Raw genomic sequence first — 19,403 nt, 5'->3', positions numbered from 1 at the left:
TGGTACCTCAGGTGAAGATTTGCCGCCACAGGGCGAGGACGGGTTCGCGCAGCGCCGCGGCTTCCCCTTCGGGGACGACGGCCGGAAGTTCGTCGAGGCGCTGGCGGTGCTGCAGACGGCGCAGTTCGCGGTAGGCGTCGGCGACCTGCCGGGCGAGCGCGGCGTCGATGAGGCCCATCTGCGCCGCACAGCGTAGCAGGGCGATGTTACCGGTGTTCGCGGTGAGTTCGGGGTGTTGGTGGGCGTGCGCGAGCACGAGGTATTGCACCAGGAATTCGACGTCGACGAGGCCGCCCGGGTCGTGTTTGAGGTGGAAGAGCCCCGGGCGGGAGGGGTGGGCGTCGCGCATCTTCTGCCGCATGGCGAGCACTTCTTCCCTGAGCTTGGCGGGCTCGCGCGGCAGGCAGAGGATCTCGCGGCGGATGGCTTCGAAGCGCGCGCCGAGCTCCGGGTCGCCGGCGCAGAAGCGGGCGCGGGTGAGCGCCTGGTGTTCCCAGGTCCAGGCTTTCTCGCGCTGATAGCGGTGGAAGCCTTCGAGAGGAGTGACCGGCAGCCCCGCTTCGCCGTCGGGGCGCAGGCGCAGGTCGACTTCGTAGAGGATGCCGGCGGCGGTGCGCGTGGAGAGCCAGGTGTTGAGGCGCTGGGCGGTGCGGGTGTAGGTTTCGAGTGCGTCGGGGTGGGGGTCGTCGAAGAGGTAGACGAGGTCGAGATCGGAGACGTAGCCCAGTTCCTTGCTGCCGAGCTTGCCATAGGCGATCACGGCGAAGCGCGGGGTGTCGGTGTGGCGGCGGCGCAGCTTGCGCCAGACGTAGCGCAGGCTGAGCTCGAGCAGGGTGTCGGCGAGCGCCGAGAGGTGATCCGAGAGGCGCTCCACCGTCAGCCGGCCGGCGAGGTCGCGCATGAGCAGGCGAAAGGCTTGGGCGTGGTGATGCTCGCGCATCAGGTCCATCTGGCGCTCGGCGTCGGGTTCGAGGGCGTCGAGCAGACGCTCGAGCTCGCGCGCGAAAGCGGGCCAGTCGGGTTCTTCGTCGAGGTGGCGCTCGTCGAGGAGTTCGTCGAGCAGAATGGGGTGGCGCGAGAGGTAGGTGGCGGCCTGACGCGCCGCGCCGACGAGTTCGGCCACGCGGCGCAGCGCCTGCGGGTATTCCTGCAGCAGCGAGAGGTAGGCGCTGCGCCGGCCGATGGCTTCGAAGAGATCGAGGAGGCGTTCGAGCACGTCGTCGTGTTTGGGATGTGCGGCGGCGATGTCGATGGCGCGCGGCAGCAGGGCTTCGAGCCGGTTGCGGTCGGCTGCGGTGAGCGCGCGGGTGCGCGGCGAGGCGCGGAAGGCGTCGAGGCGTCGGGCGAGTTCGGCGGACCGCGTGAAACCGCGTTCTTGCAGGCAGTGTTCGAGTTCGTCGACGGCGGCACTGAGTACCGGTACGGCCACGGTGGTGCTTTGCTCTTCGTGCCCGAAGACGTGGGTGAATTCGGCGGCGACGCGCTCGCGGTGGCGCTCGAGTTCGCGCGCGAAGGCGCTCCAGTCGGGGTAGCCCATCGCCTGGGCGAGCAGCGTGCGTTGGTTTTCGTCGCGCGGCAGGCGGTGGGTCTGGGCGTCTTCCCAGTATTGCAGGCGGTGTTCGACACGGCGCAGGAAAACGTAGGCTTCGTCGAGCGCCGCGGCGGTTTCTGCGGGCAGGATGCCGCGCTCGGCGAGCCGGCGCAGTACCTGGCGCGTGGGGCGAATCTGCAGTTCGGGGTCGCGGCCACCGCGGATGAGCTGATGCACCTGGGCGATGAACTCGATCTCGCGGATGCCGCCGGGGCCGAGCTTGACGTCGTCGAGCCGATCCTGGCGCATCACTTCGTGACGGATCTGGGCATGCAGCGCCCGCATGGCTTCGATCGCGCCGTAGTCGAGGTATTTGCGAAAGACGAAAGGGCGCACCAGGGCTTCGAGTTCCTGCCAGCGCTCGCCGCGCAGCACGCGCCCCTTGATCCAGGCATAGCGCTCCCATTCCCGCCCCTGAGTGAGGAGGTAGTCTTCGAGCATGTCGAAGGAACATACGAGCGGCCCCGAGTCGCCGTGCGGACGCAGGCGCATGTCGACGCGGAAGACGAAGCCGTCGGCGGTGGGGGCGCTGAGGAGGTGGATGAGGCGCCGGCCGAGCCGCTCGAAGAATTCGAAGTTGCTGAGGATCTTGGGACCGGCGGTGTCGCCGTCTTCGGGGTAGAGGAAGACGAGGTCGATGTCGGAGGAGACGTTGAGCTCGCGCCCGCCGAGCTTGCCCATGCCGACGACGAGCAGTTCCTGTTCCCAGCCGGAGGAGGAGAGCGGGCGGCCGTGGCGCTCGATGAGATGCTCGAAGGCGTGGTCGTGGGCCGCTTCCAGGGCGACTTCGGCCAGCGTGGTCATGGTGCCGGTGACTTCGTCGAGGTTGGCTCGCCCGGCGAGGTCGCGCAGCGCCACGTGCGCGAGCACCCGGGCGCGCAGTCGGCGCAGGGAGGCTTCCAGCCGTTCGTCGGGGTCGAACGGCAGCGGACCGGGCGGGTCGGTAAGGAACGCCTGCATCGCCTCGCGGTCGATGGGGGAGTCGAGCGTGGCGGCCAGATGCTCCGCGAGCCAGGGACGGGAATCGAGCAGCCGCGCGAGAAAGGGGCTGTAACGGAGGGTTTCGGCGTAGGGGGCGGGCAGGGTCTGCATGACAGGCTCGGGTGGGCGTCCGTTACAATGCGGGCTGTATCCATTGTAGTGTATTGCGATAGCGGAGGGTTCGGGGTTTGAGGATCGCAACGGGAGTGCGCAGGCTAGGGATCGCGGCGGCGATGCTCGTAGGCGTCGCGGCGGTGCTGATGGTGATGCTGCTTGCGGCGTTGCGGTTCTGGCTGTGGCCGGAGCTCGACCGCTGGCGCGAGGCGCTGGTGCGCGAGCTTTCGGCGCGTAGCGGGATGCAGGTCTCGGTCGGCCGTCTGGAAGGGCAATGGAACGGCTGGTGGCCGGTAGCGGTGGCGAACGACGTGCAGGTTCATACCGACGGGGCCGAGGCCTCGCTGCCGCTCGTGCAGGTGACCCTGGGCGGAGGGTGGGAGGCGTGGCGCAGCGGCAAGGGGGTGGTGCAGATCCTCGTGCCGGCGGCGCAGGTGCGGGTGGACGATGCGGCGGCGCTGAAGCAGCGGCTGCAGGCTGGGGGCGCTGCGCCAGCGTCGGGTTTGCCGACGGGGGTGAGCGTCGAAGTGGGCGAAGCGCGGCTCGCGTGGCGGCGCGACGGCCAGGAGGCGCACGCCCGTGGGTCGCTGGCGCTGGCGCTAGGGGTGTGGGGCTGGCAGGCGGGGTTCGAGGGCGAGGCGCCTGGGGCGGTGCGGCATGCGTCGGTGCTGCTTTCCGGTTCACGCCTGGGGCGGGTGGAGGCGCATTTCGACCTGAAGGAGATCGGCGGCGAGTCGCTTGCGCTGTGGTGGCCGCAGGCGGCGGGCCTGCGCCCCGAAGGATCGGCCTCCGGCGTCGTGGTCTTGGGTGGCCAGAACCTGCAGTCGTTCGACCTCACCCTGGAAAAAGTGGGCTGGGCGGCGGTGGGAGATTCCTTTGGCGTGCGCGGCGTGAGCGGGCGCATCGCAGGGGATCGCGCGGGGGGCGAATTCGCGCTGTCGGTCGCGCAAGGGGCGATGAGCTGGCCGGCGGTGTGGCCGCGGCTCGAGACGGTGGCGGTACCCGAGGGCGTGATCCAGGGGCGTTGGGCGTACGACGGCAACGGCTACGACCTGACGCTGGAGGAAGGGCGGCTGCGCACCGAGGATTTCACCGCGCGGGTATCGGGGCGTTACCGCCTGGCGCGTGCGGGCGACGTGGCCGATCTGCAAGGTTCGCTCGACGAGGTGGCGCTCGATCGCTTGGTGCGCTATCTGCCGGGCGGCGCGGTGGGACCGCGGCTGCAGGGATGGCTGCGCGATGCCTTGGTGGCCGGCAAGCTCTCGGCGGTGGAGTTTCGCCTGCGCGGGCCGCTCGCCGAGTTTCCCTTCCGCGGCAACGGCGGGGAGTTCTGGCTGCGCCTGCCGCTCGAAGGGGTGACGCTGCGCTTTGCGCCGCAGTGGCCGGAATTCGAGCAGGTGAAGGGGGTGGTGACCTTCGATCGGGGAGCGGTGGCGATCGAGGTGGCCCAGGCGCACGCCCAAGGGGTGCGGTTCGGGCCGATCCACGCCTTCATTCCTGCGTTCGACGCCGAGATTCCGGTGCTGACGCTGACGGGCGAAGCCGAGGGGCCGTGGTCGGCGTTTCTGCGCTATGCCGCCGCCAGTCCTTTGCGCCAAGATTTGCCGCTCTCGGCTCTGCAGGCGGTGCAGCTGGAGGCGAAGACGGCGCTGCGCCTGGGGCTGACGATGCCATTCGCTGGCGATCTCGCTTCGGGGGTGAGCGGGTCGCTGACGTTCTCCGAGGGACGGATCCCGGCGCAGGTGACGGGCTGGCCGATCGAGCAGATTCGCGGCGAGGTAGTGTTCGACGGGCAGGGCGTGCGCTCGGCGCAGGCCGCGGGCAAATGGTGGGATGCGCCGGTGACGGCGAAATGGCTGGGGGGCGATCCGCCGAAGCTCGCCTTGCAGGGATCGTTCTCGGCAGCGCAGCTCTCGGCCGTATTCGGGAAACTGCCCCTGTCCGGTTCGACGGCGGTGAGCGGGACGATGAGCTTCGCCAGGGATGGGCCGGCGCTGGTGCTCACCTCCGATCTCACGGGCATGGGCTCGGACCTGCCGCCGCCCCTGGACAAACCTGCCGGGGTGCGCTGGCCGAGCCGGGCGGAGTTCAAGTTTTTGCCTGTAGGCATGGAAGTAAAAGCGCAGCTCGACGATCGCCTGCGTTTCGTGCGCGCGCGCGACGGCGCCTGGGCGGCGGCGGTGGGAGCGGTGGATGCGCCGCCGGCACCGCGCAAGGGCGGCATGCTGCAACTTGCCGCCTCCGAGCTCGACCTGGATCGTTGGCTGGCCGTGACCGATGACATCGGCGATGGGGGAGGGGGAACGGCGTTTGCCGCACTGCAGGTGGATGCGGCGGCGGCCCGTTTCCTTGGGCGGCATTGGCATCGCGTGCACGTGCAGGGCGAGAGCAAGGGGCCCGTCTGGTCGCTGGCACTGACCGCCGACGAAGCCCAGGGGAACGTGCGCGTGACCTTGGGCAGGGAGGGGGCCGAGCGCGTCGAAGGGCGGTTCGCGAAGCTGATGATGCCGGAGGCGGAAGAGGGGGGGCAAGCCCCGCAGGAAGGGCGCCTGCCGGCCTTCGATCTCACGGTCGATCGCTTCGGCTTGGGCGAACGCTGGCTGGGGGCATTGGCGCTGCGCGCGAGCCTCGCGCCGGGGCAATGGTCGCTCGATGCGCTCACGCTGGAGGTGCCGGCGGTGTTTCGCATCGATGCGAACGGCGTGTGGCGCGATGGCGAGCGGCCGCAGACCGAGTTTGCCACGAAGATGACGATCGAGGATGCGGGCAAGACGGTGCGGCATTGGTTCGATACCGCCGGGCTCAAGGGAGGAAAGGGGCAGGTGACGGCCCAGTGGCGCTGGCCGGGTTCGCCGCTCGGTTTCGATCTCTACAAGGTGGCCGGACGAGGGGAGATCGAGATCGTCAACGGGCGGTTCGAGGAGATCGAGCCTGGGGTGGGGCGCTTGTTGGGGATCTTGAGCCTGCAGAGCCTGCCGCGGCGTTTGTTGCTCGATTTTGGTGACGTGTTTGCCAAGGGGATGGCCTTCGATCGCCTGTACGGGGGCTTTGCCCTCAACGATGGCTACCTGACGACGGGAAACCTGCGCATCTCGGCGCCGAGCGCGACGGTGGAGATGGTCGGCATGGTGGATTTGCGCAAGCAGACGCAAGAGCTGGACGTGACGGTGGTGCCCCAGTTGTCGGACAGCACGGCGGTGGCCGTGGGCATCGCCAATCCGCTCGCCGGGGCGGTGGCGTTCATCGGGCAGAAGCTTCTGGGCGATCCTTTCGGGCGGATCTTGGGGCGGCGGTTTCATGTGACGGGCCCATGGTCGGAGCCCGAGGTCAAACCCCTGGAACCCGTTCCGGTGGAAGGAGAGGGAGGGAAGTGATGGACAAGGAGAAGGAACGCCCGTCCTTGCGCGCCGCGGCGCTGCAGATGGTGTCGACGCCGCGCGTGGCGGACAATCTGGCCACTGCCGAACGGCTGCTGGAGCTGGCCGTAGACAGCGGTGCGAGGCTCGCGGTGCTGCCAGAGTATTTCGCCATCATTTCAGCCGATGCGCGTGAGAAAGTACGCCTGCGCGAGCGCTTCGGCGCCGGGCCGATCCAGGATTGGCTGGCGCGGCAGGCGGCGCGCCTGGGGCTATGGATCGTGGGCGGAACGGTGCCGCTGGAAGCGGACGTGCCCGACAGGGTGCGCAATGCCTGCCTCGTCCATGCTCCGGACGGGCGCTGCGTGGCGCGCTACGACAAGATCCATCTCTTCGGCCTGCGCCACGGTGAGGAAGTCTACGACGAGGGAGAGACGATCGAGCCGGGCGAGGCGGTGGTCACCGTCGACATCGAAGGCTGGACGGTGGGGCTGTCCATCTGCTACGACCTGCGTTTTCCGGAACTCTATCGCGCCATGGGGCTCGTGGACCTCATCGTGCTGCCGGCGGCCTTCACCTGGACCACGGGCCGGGCGCACTGGGAGGTGCTGCTGCGCGCCCGGGCGATCGAGAATCAATGCTATGTGCTCGCCGCGGCGCAAGGGGGACGGCACGAGGCGGGACGGCGCACCTGGGGGGATTCGCTCTTCGTCGATCCATGGGGCGAGGTGCTCGCCAGTCTGCCCGAAGGGGAAGGCGTGGTGCAGGGAACGCTGCGGCGCGAGCGACTCGACGAGGTCCGCGCGAGGCTGCCGGCGTGGCAGCACCGGCGTGAAGGATCATTCATCAGGAGAGTGTACGCATGAAGGAAATGGCGGAGGTGAAGGAAGCAAAGGTCGACGCGCTGGCGCTGGCCGAAGAGCGGCTGCTCGAGGCCAATGGATTGAGGCTGGAGGACGTGTCTTCGACCTTGTCACAGGTGCAGACCCACGCCGTGGATGAGGCGGACGTGTATTTCCAGCTGCGCCACGTGGAGAGTTGGTCCCTCGAAGAGGGGATCGTGAAGTCCGGCGCCTTCTCCATCGAGCAGGGCGTGGGGGTGCGGGCGATCGCCGGGGAGAAACAGGCGCTCGCTTATACCGACGACCTGCGACCGGCCTCGCTCCTGGAGGCGGCGCGCACGGTGCGCGCGGTCGCCGCACTCGGACAGGCGCGGCGGGTGGACCTGCGCCGCGACGCGTTGCCGCCGGCGCGCTACCCGGCCGTCGATCCGGTGGGAACCCTGCCCGCGCCAGAGAAGGTGCGGCTGTTGGAGCGGCTGGAAGCGAAGGCGCGCGCCTTGGATGCCCGCGTCGAGCAGGTGATGGCGGGGCTCGCCGCTTCGTGGGAGACGGTGCTTGTTGCCCGCAGCGACGGAACGCTTGCCGCCGACTTGCGCCCGCTCGTGCGTCTGTCGCTCACCGTCATCATGTCGCAGGACGGGCGGCGCGAGAGCGGCTCGAGCGGCATGGGCGGGCGCTATGGCCTTACCGCCTTCGACGAGGCGGCGCTCGAGCGCCTTGCCCGCGAGGCGGTGCATCAGGCACGGGTGAACCTGGAGGCGCGGCCGGCTCCGGCTGGCGTCTTCACGGTGGTGCTCGGACCCGGCTGGCCGGGCGTGCTGCTGCACGAGGCGGTGGGGCACGGCCTGGAAGGGGATTTCAACCGCAAGGGGACTTCGGCCTATAGCGGGCGGATCGGCGAGCGGGTGGCCGCCCCGGGTGTGACGGTGGTCGACGATGGGACCTTGCCGCTGCGCCGCGGCTCGCTCACCCTCGACGACGAGGGCACGCCCACCCAGCCGACCGTGCTCATCGAGGATGGCATCCTCGTGGGCTACATGCAGGATCGCCTCAACGCCCGGTTGATGGGCATGAAGCCCACCGGCAACGGGCGGCGTGAGTCCTACGCCTACGGGCCGATGCCTAGAATGACGAACACCTACATGCTCGCGGGGGCGCACGACCCCGAGGAGATCCTCGCCTCGGTCGAGCGCGGCATCTACGCGGTCAATTTCGGCGGCGGACAGGTCGACATCACTTCCGGTAAGTTCGTCTTTTCCATGTCGGAAGCCTACTGGGTGGAAGACGGGAAAGTGTGCTACCCCATCAAGGGCGCGACCTTGATCGGCAGCGGCCCCGAGGTGATGCAGCGCGTCTCGATGATCGGCACCGATCTCGCGCTGGATCCGGGCATCGGCACCTGCGGCAAGGACGGGCAGAGCGTGCCGGTGGGGGTGGGTCAGCCGACGCTGCGCGTGGAGGGCATCACCGTCGGAGGGACGCAGGGCTGAGCTCGGGCTGGCGGTACTTGCGCCAGGTCGCCAGCACCGCGTTGGGGTACTCGGGCCGCCCCAGACTGCCGTTGTAGCGCCCCAGCGCGCGGTAGAGGTCGCCTTTTTCGAGGTCGAGATAGTGGCGCAGGATGGTGCAGCCATAGCGCAGGTTGGTGCGCAGGTGAAAGAGGTTGTGCTGCGGGGTGCCGATGAGCCCGACCCAGAAGGGCATCACCTGCATGTAGCCGCGCGCCCCGGCCGTGGAGACGGCGTATTTGCGAAAACCGCTCTCCACCTCGATGAGGCCGAGCACCAGTTCCGGGTCGAGCCCGGCGCGGGCGGATTCGTAGTAGACGGTGGCGAGCAGCTCCTCGCGCTCGGCCGGGTCGGGAACGCGGCGGGCGAGCCGCTCGCTTTGCGCATCGATCCAGCGCGCGGCAAGCGGATCGCGGCGGATGCGCTCGGGGGCGACGGGAGCGTCGGCGACGATGGCCGAGAGCGCCTCGCGCACGCTGTCGGCGAGCGGTTCGTAGATCTGGGCGCCTGCCTGCGTCGTGACGGGGGCGAGCGCGGCGAGCAGGAGCGCCGCCGCGAGCAGGAATCTGGCCGCGGACCGGGAGAAAAAGCGCGGGTGAGACGGCGGCTGCATCATGGGCACCGGATTCTTGCCAAATACTTTCACCCAATGGCTCGGGCCTTGGCGCGACCCATTCGGCGTAACCGAACTCGTCCCGAAATCACCCCAGCGGTCTTTTCTCGGCGCTGATCGCGGCGGCGAGTTCGGCCACGACGTCGCCGATGGGGAGCGTGCGTGCCTCGCGTTCGCGGCGGTGCTGTACTTCGTAGCGACCCGCGGCGAGCCCTCGCTCGCTCACCACCACCCGCCAGGGCACGCCGACGAGTTCCCAGTCGGCGAACATGGCGCCGGGACGTTCGTTGCGATCGTCGAGCACGACGTCGAGGCCGGCAGCGAGACAGTCGCGGTAGATCGCTTCGGCCGCTTCCGCCACCATGGGGGATTTGGCCGCGCCGATGGGGCAGATGACGACTTCGAAGGGGGCGATGGCCGCAGGCCAGAGGATGCCGCGCTCGTCGTGGTTCTGTTCGATCGCCGCGCCCAGGATGCGGGAGACGCCGATGCCGTAGCAGCCCATCTCCATCGGGCGCTCACGCCCTTCGGCGTCGAGGAAGGTACAGTGCATCGCCTCGGAGTACTTCGTGCGCAGCTGGAAGATGTGCCCCACTTCGATGCCGCGGCAGATCTCGAGCGTGCCTTTGCCGTCGGGCGAGGGGTCACCGGCGACGACGTTGCGCAGATCGGCCACTTCCGGTTGGGGGAAGTCGCGGCCGAGGTTGGCGCCGGTGTAGTGGTGCTCGTCCTCGTTGGCTCCGATCACGAAGTCGGCCATCTTGGCCACGGTGCGGTCGGCGATGATTCGGCCGGTGAAGCCGACGGGCCCGAGAGATCCCGGCCCGGCGCCGAACGCGGCGCGGATGGCCGCCTCGTCGGCGAAAGTGAGCGGGTTCTTGATGCCCGGAAGTTTCTGCGCCTTGATCTCGTTGAGTTCGTGGTCGCCGCGCAGGAGCAAGAGCACCGGGGCGCCGTCTTCCCCTTCGACGACGATCGCCTTGACGGTGCGCTCGATGGGGATTTTGAGGAAATCGACCAGATCGGCGATGGTCTTCACCCCCGGGGTATGCACCTTGACGAGCGGCTCGCCCGGTGCGGGGCGCGGCCCGGCCGGAGGCAACGCTTCGGCTAGTTCGACGTTGGCCGCATAGTCGGAGGCGGGGCAATAGGCGATGTCGTCCTCGCCGGTGTCGGCGATGACGTGGAATTCGTGCGACCCGGTGCCGCCGATGGAACCCGTGTCGGCCGCCACGGCGCGAAACTTCAGCCCCAGCCGGGTGAAGATCCGCGTATAGGTGTCGTACATGTTGCGGTATTCGCGCTCGAGATCGGCGAAATCGGCATGAAACGAGTAACCGTCTTTCATGATGAATTCGCGCGCGCGCATCACGCCGAAGCGCGGGCGGATCTCGTCGCGGAATTTGGTCTGGATCTGGTAGAAGTGCCGTGGCAGCTGGCGGTAGCTCTTGACGTCGCGGCGCACGAGGTCGGTGATCACCTCTTCGTGCGTGGGGCCGAGCACGAAGTCGCGCTGGTGCCGATCCTTGAAGCGCAGCAGCTCCGGGCCGTAATGTTCCCAGCGCCCCGACTCCTGCCATAGCTCCGCCGGTTGGACCACCGGCAGGAGCACTTCGACGGCGCCGGCGCGGTTCATTTCTTCGCGCACGATGGCTTCGACCTTGCGCAGGCTGCGCAAGCCCAAGGGGAGCCAGGCATAGATGCCGGCGGCGATGCGCCGGATCATGCCGGCGCGGATCATGAGTTTCTGGCTGACGATCTCGGCATCGGCCGGGGCTTCCTTGAGCGTGACGAGGTGGGCGTGGCTGGCTTTCATCGGTTCGCATCGGCGGCTGGAGGATTGGCGGCGATTGTAGCAGAGCCTTCCCGCCGCAGGACTTCCAGGGTATAGCGCGCGATCATCGCTTCTTCGTTGGTGGGTACCACGGCAAGGGCCACGCGGCTATCCGGCGCGTCGATGCGCCCGGCGATGCCGGCGATACGCTCGTTCGCCTGGGGATCGAGCACGGCGCCGAGCCAGTCGAGCCGTTCGATCACGCGCGCGCGCACCGGCGCGGCATGCTCGCCGATGCCGGCAGTGAAGACGAGCGCGTCGAGCCCGCCGAGGGCGGCCGCGAGCGACCCGATCTCGCGTACCAGGCGGTAGCAGAAGAGCTCGACCGCTTCCCTGGCGTGCGGATCGTCGCTCGCGAGCAGCTCCCGCATGTCCTGGCTGATGCCGGATACGCCCAGCAGCCCCGATTCCTTGTAGAGCATGTGATCGACCTGGGTGACGCTCATGCCGCCGTATTCGATGAGGTGCAGCACGAGGCCGGGATCGATGCTGCCGCTGCGCGTGCCCATCATCAGCCCGTCGATGGTGGTGAATCCCATGGTGGTGGCCACGCTCTTGCCTTCGCGCAGGGCGCACAGCGAGGCGCCGTTGCCCAGGTGGGCAATGATCACCCGTCCCTTGGCACGCTCGGGGCCCAGGACTTCGGGCAGGCGACGGCTGACGTAATCGTAGGACAGGCCGTGAAAGCCGTAGCGCCGTATGCCCTCGTCGAAGAGCTTTCGCGGTAGAGGAAACATCTGGGCGAGTTTTGGCTGGGTGGTGTGGAAGGCCGTGTCGAAGCAGCCGACCTGGACCCAATCGGCGCGTCGTTCGAGCATGCGTTTGATCGGGCGCAGGTTGTGCGGCTGGTGCAGCGGGGCGAGCGGTACGAGTTGCTCCAGCTCCGTGACCATTTCGGGCGTGAGCCGCACGGGTTCGTGGAAGCGCGCTCCGCCGTGGACGATGCGATGCCCCGTGGCGAGGATCTTCACGTCGTCGACGTGGGTGCTTAGCCAGTCGACGAGGTGGGTGAACGCGTCTTCATGTTGCTGGTCGAGCGAGCCTGTCAGAGAAAGCGCGACCGTTTCGCTGGGGTTTTTGCCGCGGCGCACCCGCCAGCGGGGATGGGCCGTGCCGATGCCGTCGATCTGACCCCATACGTGGGGCGTTTCGACGATGGTGTCATCCTCGACGAGAAAGAGAGAGAATTTGACGCTGCTCGATCCGGCGTTGAGTGTGAGAAGGGCAGGACGTCGCATGGAATACCTCGGAGTCGGTCAGGAGGGAAGGCCGGTGGTGCGCTTGGCATGGGCGAGCACCTGGGCCACGGCGCAGGAAGCGGCGCGCGTCTCGGGCGTGTCGGCGCGGCTGGTGAGCACGATGGGGACCTTGGCTCCCAGCACGATGCCAGCCATCAGGGCATTGGCGAGGTATTCGAGCTGCTTGGCCACCATGTTGCCGGCTTCCAGGTCGGGCACGACGAGGATGTCTGCATTGCCCGCTACCGCCGAGCGGATGCCCTTGATGCGGGCGGCGACCTGCGAGACGGCGTTGTCGAAGGCGAGCGGCCCGTCGAGCAGCCCCCCCTTGATCTGCCCACGGTCGGCCATCTTGCACAGGGCGGCGGCGTCGATCGTCGAGCGGATCTTCGAGGTGACGGTCTCCACCGCCGAGAGGATGGCGACTTTCGGCTCGGCGATACCCAGCGCATGGGCGAGGTCGATGGCGTTCTGCACGATGTCGACTTTTTCTTCCAGCGTGGGCTCGATGTTGACTGCGGCGTCGGTGATCATCAGCGGCCGGGGATAGGTGGGCACGTCGGCGAGGAAGACGTGGCTGATGCGCCGCGCGGTGCGTAGCCCCTTCTCCTTGTCCACGACGGCCGACATGAGCTCGTCGGTGTGCAGCGATCCTTTCATGAGGGCTTCGGCCTTGCCCTCGCGGCACAGCTGCACGGCGACTTCGGCCGAGGCGTGCGAGTGCGGCGTGTCGACGATCTGCAACCCGGAGAGATCGGCGCCCAGCGCCTGCGCCGCGGCGAGGATCTTCGCCTTGGGCCCGACGAGGATGGGGCGGATGATGCCGGCCTGCATCGCCTCGAGCGCGCCGCCCAGCGAGGGTTCGTCGCAGGGGTGCGCCACGGCCACGGTAATCGGTTCGAGACCTTTCACCCGAGACATGATCTGGCGGTAGCGCAATTCCTTGTCGGTGACCGAAATCTCGGGCAGATGCAGCTTGGCGCAGCGGATCTTCTCCGTGGGGGCGATGACCTCGGCGATGCCATCGATTACCTTGAGACCGTCTTGATTGACGGCCAGACATTCGAAGACGACGTGGTGGTTCTGCGGATTCTTTTCCTTGACGGTGACGCTGGCGGTGAGCGTATCCCCCACGGTGATGGGGCGATGGAAACGCAGATCCTGGCGCACGTAGACGGTGCCCGGGCCCGGGAGTTGGTTACCGAGGAGCGCAGAGAAGAGCGCTCCGCCCCACATGGAATGGCCGACCACCTCGTGCATGGGCCCCTTTTTGGCAAACTCGGGATCGAGGTGGGTCGGGTTGACGTCGCCGGAGATGGCCGCGAAAAGCGGGATGTCCTGGGGGCGCAGCGTGCGCGTCATCTGCGCCGTCTGGCCGATCTGGATTTCGTCGAACGGATGATTCTCGATGGTTTCCGTGGCAAGCGAGGTCATTTACGTGGCTCCGTTTTTTGCTCTGCACCATTATAGGTGGTATAGGCAGAATGAACAGGCTGGTGCGTAACGTTCGTAAACGTTCATCCCGTCCGCTCGCAGCGGGGTCTACGCGATAATTCCTTTTTTCGGTGCGGAAGGAAGACGATGGACGTGGTGATCCTGGCCGCCGGCAAGGGCACGCGCATGCGCTCGCGCCTGCCCAAGGTGCTGCAACCGCTCGCCGGCCGTCCCTTGCTCGCCCACGTGCTCGACACGGCCCGAAGCCTCGATCCGCGGCGTCTGCTCGTCGTCGTCGGGCACGAGGCGGGACAGGTTCGCGAGGCGTTTGCGGCGCAGGGCGATCTCGTGTGGGTGGAACAGCACCCCCAATTGGGCACGGGGCACGCGCTGCGCATGGCGCTGCCTTGCCTTAGCCAAGAAGACGTGGTGCTCGTGCTCTACGGCGACGTGCCGCTGTTGCGGCCGCAGACGCTCGCGCGGCTGCTGGAGGCGGCCGAAGGGGGCAAGGCGCTGGCGATCCTCACCGCGCGGCTACCCGATCCTCGCGGCTACGGGCGCATCGTGCGCGACGCGGGCGGGCGCATCCGCGCCATCGTCGAGGAAAAGGATGCCGATGCGAACGTGCGCGCGATCACCGAGATCAATACCGGCGTGATGGCGCTGCCGGCCGCGCGTCTTCCCGCCTGGCTCGAGGCGCTCACCAACGCCAACGCCCAGGGCGAATACTATCTCACCGACGTCGTCGCCGCCGCGGTGCGCGAGGCCGTGTCGGTGATCGGCGTAGAAGCGGAGGATGCGACGGAAGTGGCCGGCGTAAACGACAAGGCGCAGCTGGCCGAGCTCGAACGCCTCTATCAGCGGCGCGAGGCCGAGCGGCTCCTGCGCGCCGGGGTGACGCTGCTCGATCCGGCGCGACTCGAGGTGCGCGGCACGCTCGAGTGCGGCCTGGACGTGACGATCGACGTCGGCTGCGTCTTCTCCGGCCGCGTGGTGCTCGCCGACGGGGTGCGGGTGGGGCCGTACTGCGTGCTTTCCGACTGCACGGTGCTCGAGGGGGCCGAGATCCGGGCCTTCTCCCATCTTGAAGGCGCCGAAATCGGGCCGCAGGCGGTGGTCGGCCCCTACGCCCGTCTGCGTCCCGGCACGAGGCTGGCGCACGGCGTGCATATAGGCAACTTCGTCGAAGTGAAGAATTCCTCCCTCGGACCGGAGACGAAGGCGAACCACCTCGCCTATCTGGGGGACGCCGAAATCGGCGCGCGCGTCAATATCGGCGCGGGCACCATCACCTGCAACTACGACGGGGCGAACAAGCACCGCACGGTGATCGAAGACGAGGCCTTCATCGGCAGCGACACCCAGCTCGTCGCTCCCGTGCGGGTGGGGCGCGGGGCGACGCTCGGCGCGGGCACGACGCTCACGCGCGATGCGCCGCCCGAGGCGCTCACCGTCTCCCGGGCGCCGCAGCGTACCCTTTCCGGCTGGCAACGGCCGACCAAGAAAAAGGAGTAGCACGATGTGTGGAATCGTCGCGGCCATCGGCCGCGCTTCGGTGGTGGATGTACTGCTCGAGGGCTTGGCGCACCTGGAATATCGCGGCTACGACTCGGCGGGTCTGGCGGTAATCGATGGAGAAGGGCGCATCGCCCGTGCCCGGGTGCAGGGGCGGGTGGCGCAGCTGCGGCACTTGGTGGCCGAGGAAGGGTTGGACGGGCTAGTGGGCATCGCCCATACGCGCTGGGCCACGCACGGGGCGCCGTCCGAGCGCAATGCGCATCCGCACGTCTCGGGAACGGTGGCGGTGGTGCACAACGGCATCATCGAGAATTTCGCCGCCCTGCGCGCGCGGCTCGAGGCCGAAGGCTACGTTTTCACCTCCGAGACCGATACCGAGGTGATCGCGCACCTCGTGGCGAGCAAGCGTCGGGCTGGTGCCCCGCTCTTTCCCGCCGTTCAGGCAGCGATGCGCGAACTCGAAGGAGCGTTTGCTATCGCGGTGATCGACGCCACTGCGCCGGGCGAGGTGGTCGTAGCGCGACGCGGCGCCCCGCTGGTGCTGGGGCTGGCCGAGGACGGTGTCTATGCCGCCTCCGACGTTTCGGCGCTGGTGGCGCAGACGCGCCGCGTGGTCTATCTGGAAGAGGGCGACTGCGCCCGGCTCACGCTCGAGGGGGTGCAGATCGTCGACGAATCGGGCGAAACGGTGGAGCGGCCGGTGCGGCTCACCCACGTCACGGCCGACGCGGTGCAGCTCGCAGGCTACCGGCACTACATGCAAAAAGAGATCTTCGAGCAGCCCGAGGCGATCTGGGACACGCTCGAATCCGTGGCTGGTGGCGCGCACCTCACCCCGGCGCTCTTCGGCCCCGACGCCGAGGAGACGTTCGCCGCCATCGACCGGGTGCTGATCCTCGGCTGCGGCACGAGTTTCCACGCCGGCATGGTCGGGCGCTACTGGCTGGAAGAATATGCGGGCCTGCCCACCACGGTGGAGATCGCCAGCGAATACCGCTACCGCGTCTCGGTGCCGGATGCGAAGACGCTAGTGGTGGCGATCTCCCAATCCGGCGAGACCGCCGACACGCTCGCCGCCCTGCGCCACGCCCAAGGCCAGGGAATGACGCAGACGCTGGCGATCTGCAACGTCCCCGAATCGGCCATCGTGCGCACGGCCAGGCTCGCCTTTCTCACCCGCGCCGGCCCCGAGATCGGCGTGGCCTCGACCAAGGCATTCACCACCCAGCTCACGGCGCTCGCGCTCCTTGCGCTCACCCTCGCCAAGCAACGCGGACGGCTGCCCGATGCGGTGGAAGCGAACCGGTTGGATGCGCTGCGGCGCCTGCCGGCGGCGCTCGGGCGCGTGCTGCAACTCGAACCCCAGATCGAGCAATGGGCGCAGCGCTTCGCCGACCGCCAACACGCGCTCTTTCTCGGGCGCGGCACGCACTGGCCCATCGCCCTCGAAGGCGCCCTCAAGCTCAAGGAGATCAGCTACATCCATGCCGAGGGCTACCCGGCCGGCGAGCTCAAGCACGGGCCGCTCGCGCTCGTAGACCGCGAGATGCCCGTGGTGGCGGTGGCTCCGCGCGACGACCTGCTGGAGAAGCTCAAGTCCAACCTGCAGGAAGTGCGCGCCCGCGGCGCCGAACTCTTCGTCTTTGCCGAAGATGGCAGCGGCGTGGGCGGAGAAGAGGGCGTACACGCCATCGTCGTGCCCTCGCACGACGCCATGCTCGCCCCCATCCTCCACGTGGTGCCGCTGCAGCTTCTGGCCTACCACGTGGCGCTCGTCAAAGGGACCGACGTGGACAAGCCGCGCAATCTCGCCAAGAGCGTGACGGTGGAGTGAGGGTCGATCTCACGTCCTGCCGTAGCGCTCCAGCCAATGGGCGTAGGGCGCCGGCAGGACCCAGGACGGCCGCTCCTCGCCCAGTTCCAGCGCCGCCTTGTAGGGCCAGTGCGGATTGGCGAGATGGGCGCGCGCCACCATGACGAGGTCGAGCCGTTGGCTCGCCTCCGCCTCGTTGGCCGTGGCCGGCACGTCGATGCCCCAGGAAGAAGCCACCGGTAGGCCCGTGGCCTCGCGCACCCGCGCCGCGATCGGCACCATGAAGGCCGGCGCCCAGGGAATCTTCGCCGTCGGCGTCGAAAAGCCGATGCTCACGTCGAGCAGGTCGAGCCCGAGCCGACGGAAGGCACGCGCCAGTTCGATGGATTCGGCGAGCGTTTCCTCGTCGCGGCCGTCGAACTCGATCACGCCGAAACGCGCCGTGAGCGGCAGCCGCTCGGGCCAGACCTCGCGCACCGCCGCCAGCGTCTCGCGCAGAAAACGGCCGCGCCGCTCCGCGTCTCCACCGTAGGCATCGGTGCGCCGGTTGGCATGCACCGAAAAGAAACTCTGCGCCAGATACCCGTGGGCGAAGTGCAGCTCCAGCCATTCGAACCCGGCTTCCAGCGCACGCCGGGCCGCTGCCACGAAGTCGCCCTGTACCCGGGTGATGTCTTCCAGCGTCATCTCGCGGGGCACGCGCGGCAGGTTCGCGCCGAAGGGAATGGCCGAAGGCGAGATCGGCGTCCAGGCGCGGGGATCGTCCTCCGGAAGATGGTCGTCCCCCTCCCAGGGGCGATTGGCGCTCGCCTTGCGGCCGGCGTGGCCGATCTGGATGCCAGACACCGCGCCGGCTTTCTTGATGCCGGCGGCCACCTGCGCGAGCGCTTCGGCCTGGGCGTCGTTCCACAGCCCCAGGCAATGGGGCGTGATGCGCCCCTCGGGCGAGACGGCCGTCGCCTCGACCACCACCAAACCGGCCCCGCCCCGGGCGAGGCTCGCATAATGCACCGTGTGCCAATCGTTGGCCACGCCCTCCTCGGCGCTGTACTGGCACATCGGCGAGACGGCGATGCGGTTGCGCAGCCGCACTTCCTTGAGCGTGAACGGTGAAAACAGAGCGGACATGGCGGAAGACTCCTCTTGGGAAAGAATATGGCGAAGGAACTGGGTGGGATCAGTGTAGGCAAGGGAGGGGGATTTGGCAAAAGAGATGGGCGAACCATGGAGCGATGCGTTTCGAGAAAATCAGGCCTTACTGCAATTTTGGTCAAAAAACTAATGGAATAAATGGCATTTTTATTTCTGCCTGGGCAGACGAGGTTCCGGGGGAAGGGCGGTCAAGGGAATGCGCGCCAGTCGATCGCACAGCCAGCCAAAGCCCACGCGTTCCTGTTCCAGCCGCAACCGGGGCTGGTGGCGATCGAAGCGGAGGTCGTCATACACGGCCGCCTCGTCGGGCGTGAGACGCGGCAAGTCGTGGCGTGCCGGGTCGGCTTCCTCGCCCCAGTGCATACGGTGGGCGAGCAGCGTCTGTCGGTCCATGAGGAAGGACGCCGCGCTCGGGAAGTGGGCGCGCAACTGGTCGAGGATGGCGAAGCCGTGGGTGTCGAGGTCGCCCCAATAGAACAACTGGCATCGGTGCAGCCAATCGGTGCGCGCCAGTGCGTCCCAGCCGTAGCCGGCGCCGAAGATCACGATGGCTCCGGTCACCGGCGGAAAGGCCAGGAAGTTGGTCTCGTTCTCGGTGATGAAGACGCGAGCGACGGGCAGGTGAAGCGCCGAAAAACTAGCGGCGTCGAGCGTGAGGTCGGGTAGCTGCTGCGGCACGTCCTGACAGCCTGGCAGGCTGGGCAGCGCCGGGTCGAGCAGACGAAACCGGATTCGCACCGGCTTGTCGAGGAAGCCGAATCGACGGGCGAACCGGGCGGTGCCGGTCGCGGCGGCGTCGATGGCCTCGGGTGGCAGGGCCAGGTCCAACAACTCGGCGAGCACGCCGCGGTGGGTCTCGATGAACTTGCTGTCCACCCTAGGTGCGTCCACCTGGCGCAAATACACGCCCGGGCGCGGATGGGCCTGCAGCCAGGCCACCACCGCCAGCAGGCGTTCCCAACGGTCGGCGAGCTCCAGTGCCTGGATCGGCCGCCGGGACAGCCATGCCATAAGCATGGGCTGCGCGGCAGCCGTCTGCTGCCAGAGCGCCTCGAACCGCTGCGCCTGACGCGCCTTGCCAATCAAGGCCAAAGCATTCTGCACGGTATCGAGCCAGACGGCGGCAGGGAGACGCTGCATTCCTTGCACACGGTGGTTCCACTCGCGCCATTCGATTCGAACCTGCGGGATCTCGGCAATGGCGCGCACCCAGTCGCGCACGGCATCGAAGCGATCGGAGAGGTCCGAAGCGCTGGGCGTCTTCAAACTCAGACGCAAGGGCCACGCCATGGCGTCCGTGACCGTCGCACGCAGCAACTCGCCCCGTTCCCACAGGCGTTGCACCTGGGCGCGTAGGTCTGCCGGCGTGGTCCAGCTCATGGGATAGCGCGGGTATTGTTCCAAATCCT

12 protein-coding genes are annotated in these 19,403 nt (G+C 68.2%); 5 read left to right on the top strand and 7 right to left on the bottom strand.

All coding sequences use genetic code 11. From position 1 onward, the window contains the following. Positions 1–7: 7 nt before the first annotated feature. Entirely contained in the window at positions 8–2,683 is a 2,676-nt protein-coding gene (glnE, locus tag OA56_RS06970; protein ID WP_055422480.1) for a bifunctional [glutamate--ammonia ligase]-adenylyl-L-tyrosine phosphorylase/[glutamate--ammonia-ligase] adenylyltransferase, read from the bottom strand. A gap of 122 nt (positions 2,684–2,805) precedes the next feature. Here glnE and OA56_RS06965 point away from each other — a divergent pair, with 122 nt between their 5' ends. From OA56_RS06965 to tldD, 3 genes are read left to right on the top strand one after another with little or no spacing between them, the layout of a single operon-like run. Continuing rightward, the gene (locus OA56_RS06965; protein ID WP_461584280.1) at positions 2,806–6,060 is read left to right on the top strand and encodes a YhdP family phospholipid transporter; all 3,255 of its coding nucleotides are present in this window, start codon (positions 2,806–2,808) and stop codon (positions 6,058–6,060) included. After that, the gene (locus OA56_RS06960; RefSeq protein ID WP_461584278.1) at positions 6,057–6,908 is read left to right on the top strand and encodes a carbon-nitrogen hydrolase family protein; all 852 of its coding nucleotides are present in this window, start codon (positions 6,057–6,059) and stop codon (positions 6,906–6,908) included. Before OA56_RS06965 ends, OA56_RS06960 begins: the two co-directional genes overlap by 4 nt. A 5-nt stretch (positions 6,909–6,913) precedes the next feature. Beyond that, positions 6,914–8,374: a metalloprotease TldD gene (gene tldD, locus OA56_RS06955; protein WP_461584309.1), complete on the top strand. Its 1,461-nt coding sequence runs from the start codon at positions 6,914–6,916 to the stop codon at positions 8,372–8,374. Here tldD and OA56_RS06950 read toward each other — a convergent pair. From OA56_RS06950 to OA56_RS06935, 4 genes are all read right to left on the bottom strand, one after another. Further along, a complete protein-coding gene (locus OA56_RS06950) occupies positions 8,349–9,005 on the bottom strand; it encodes a lytic transglycosylase domain-containing protein (protein WP_461584307.1) in 657 nt (218 codons plus the stop codon). The two genes, tldD and OA56_RS06950, sit on opposite strands and share 26 nt — an antisense overlap. 88 nt (positions 9,006–9,093) lie before the next feature. Continuing rightward, complete coding sequence (locus tag OA56_RS06945) at positions 9,094–10,821, bottom strand: proline--tRNA ligase (RefSeq protein WP_461584276.1); 1,728 nt, start codon at positions 10,819–10,821, stop codon at positions 9,094–9,096. Continuing rightward, entirely contained in the window at positions 10,818–12,077 is a 1,260-nt protein-coding gene (locus tag OA56_RS06940) for an acetate/propionate family kinase (RefSeq protein ID WP_055422484.1), read from the bottom strand. Before OA56_RS06940 ends, OA56_RS06945 begins: the two co-directional genes overlap by 4 nt. A gap of 18 nt (positions 12,078–12,095) precedes the next feature. Next, the gene (locus OA56_RS06935; RefSeq protein ID WP_461584274.1) at positions 12,096–13,511 is read right to left on the bottom strand and encodes a bifunctional enoyl-CoA hydratase/phosphate acetyltransferase; all 1,416 of its coding nucleotides are present in this window, start codon (positions 13,509–13,511) and stop codon (positions 12,096–12,098) included. 147 nt (positions 13,512–13,658) lie between these two features. Here OA56_RS06935 and glmU point away from each other — a divergent pair, with 147 nt between their 5' ends. After that, positions 13,659–15,026 carry a bifunctional UDP-N-acetylglucosamine diphosphorylase/glucosamine-1-phosphate N-acetyltransferase GlmU gene (gene glmU, locus OA56_RS06930; RefSeq protein ID WP_461584272.1) on the top strand — a complete coding sequence of 456 codons (1,368 nt, stop codon included), beginning with the start codon at positions 13,659–13,661 and terminating at the stop codon, positions 15,024–15,026. Between the two features lie 4 nt (positions 15,027–15,030). Further along, complete coding sequence (gene glmS, locus OA56_RS06925; RefSeq protein ID WP_461584270.1) at positions 15,031–16,863, top strand: glutamine--fructose-6-phosphate transaminase (isomerizing); 1,833 nt, start codon at positions 15,031–15,033, stop codon at positions 16,861–16,863. A 9-nt stretch (positions 16,864–16,872) separates the two neighbouring features. On the opposite strand, the gene OA56_RS06920 is transcribed toward glmS, so the two are convergent. Continuing rightward, complete coding sequence (locus tag OA56_RS06920) at positions 16,873–17,970, bottom strand: NADH:flavin oxidoreductase/NADH oxidase (protein WP_461584268.1); 1,098 nt, start codon at positions 17,968–17,970, stop codon at positions 16,873–16,875. 171 nt (positions 17,971–18,141) lie between these two features. Further along, the gene (locus OA56_RS06915; protein WP_169114657.1) at positions 18,142–19,374 is read right to left on the bottom strand and encodes a DUF3322 domain-containing protein; all 1,233 of its coding nucleotides are present in this window, start codon (positions 19,372–19,374) and stop codon (positions 18,142–18,144) included. Positions 19,375–19,403 lie beyond the last annotated feature (29 nt).

It is taken from the genome of Tepidiphilus sp. HLB4 (assembly GCF_054823945.1).
Note: the sequence above shows the minus strand (reverse complement) of the source record. Positions and strands in the feature narration are given on the sequence as shown.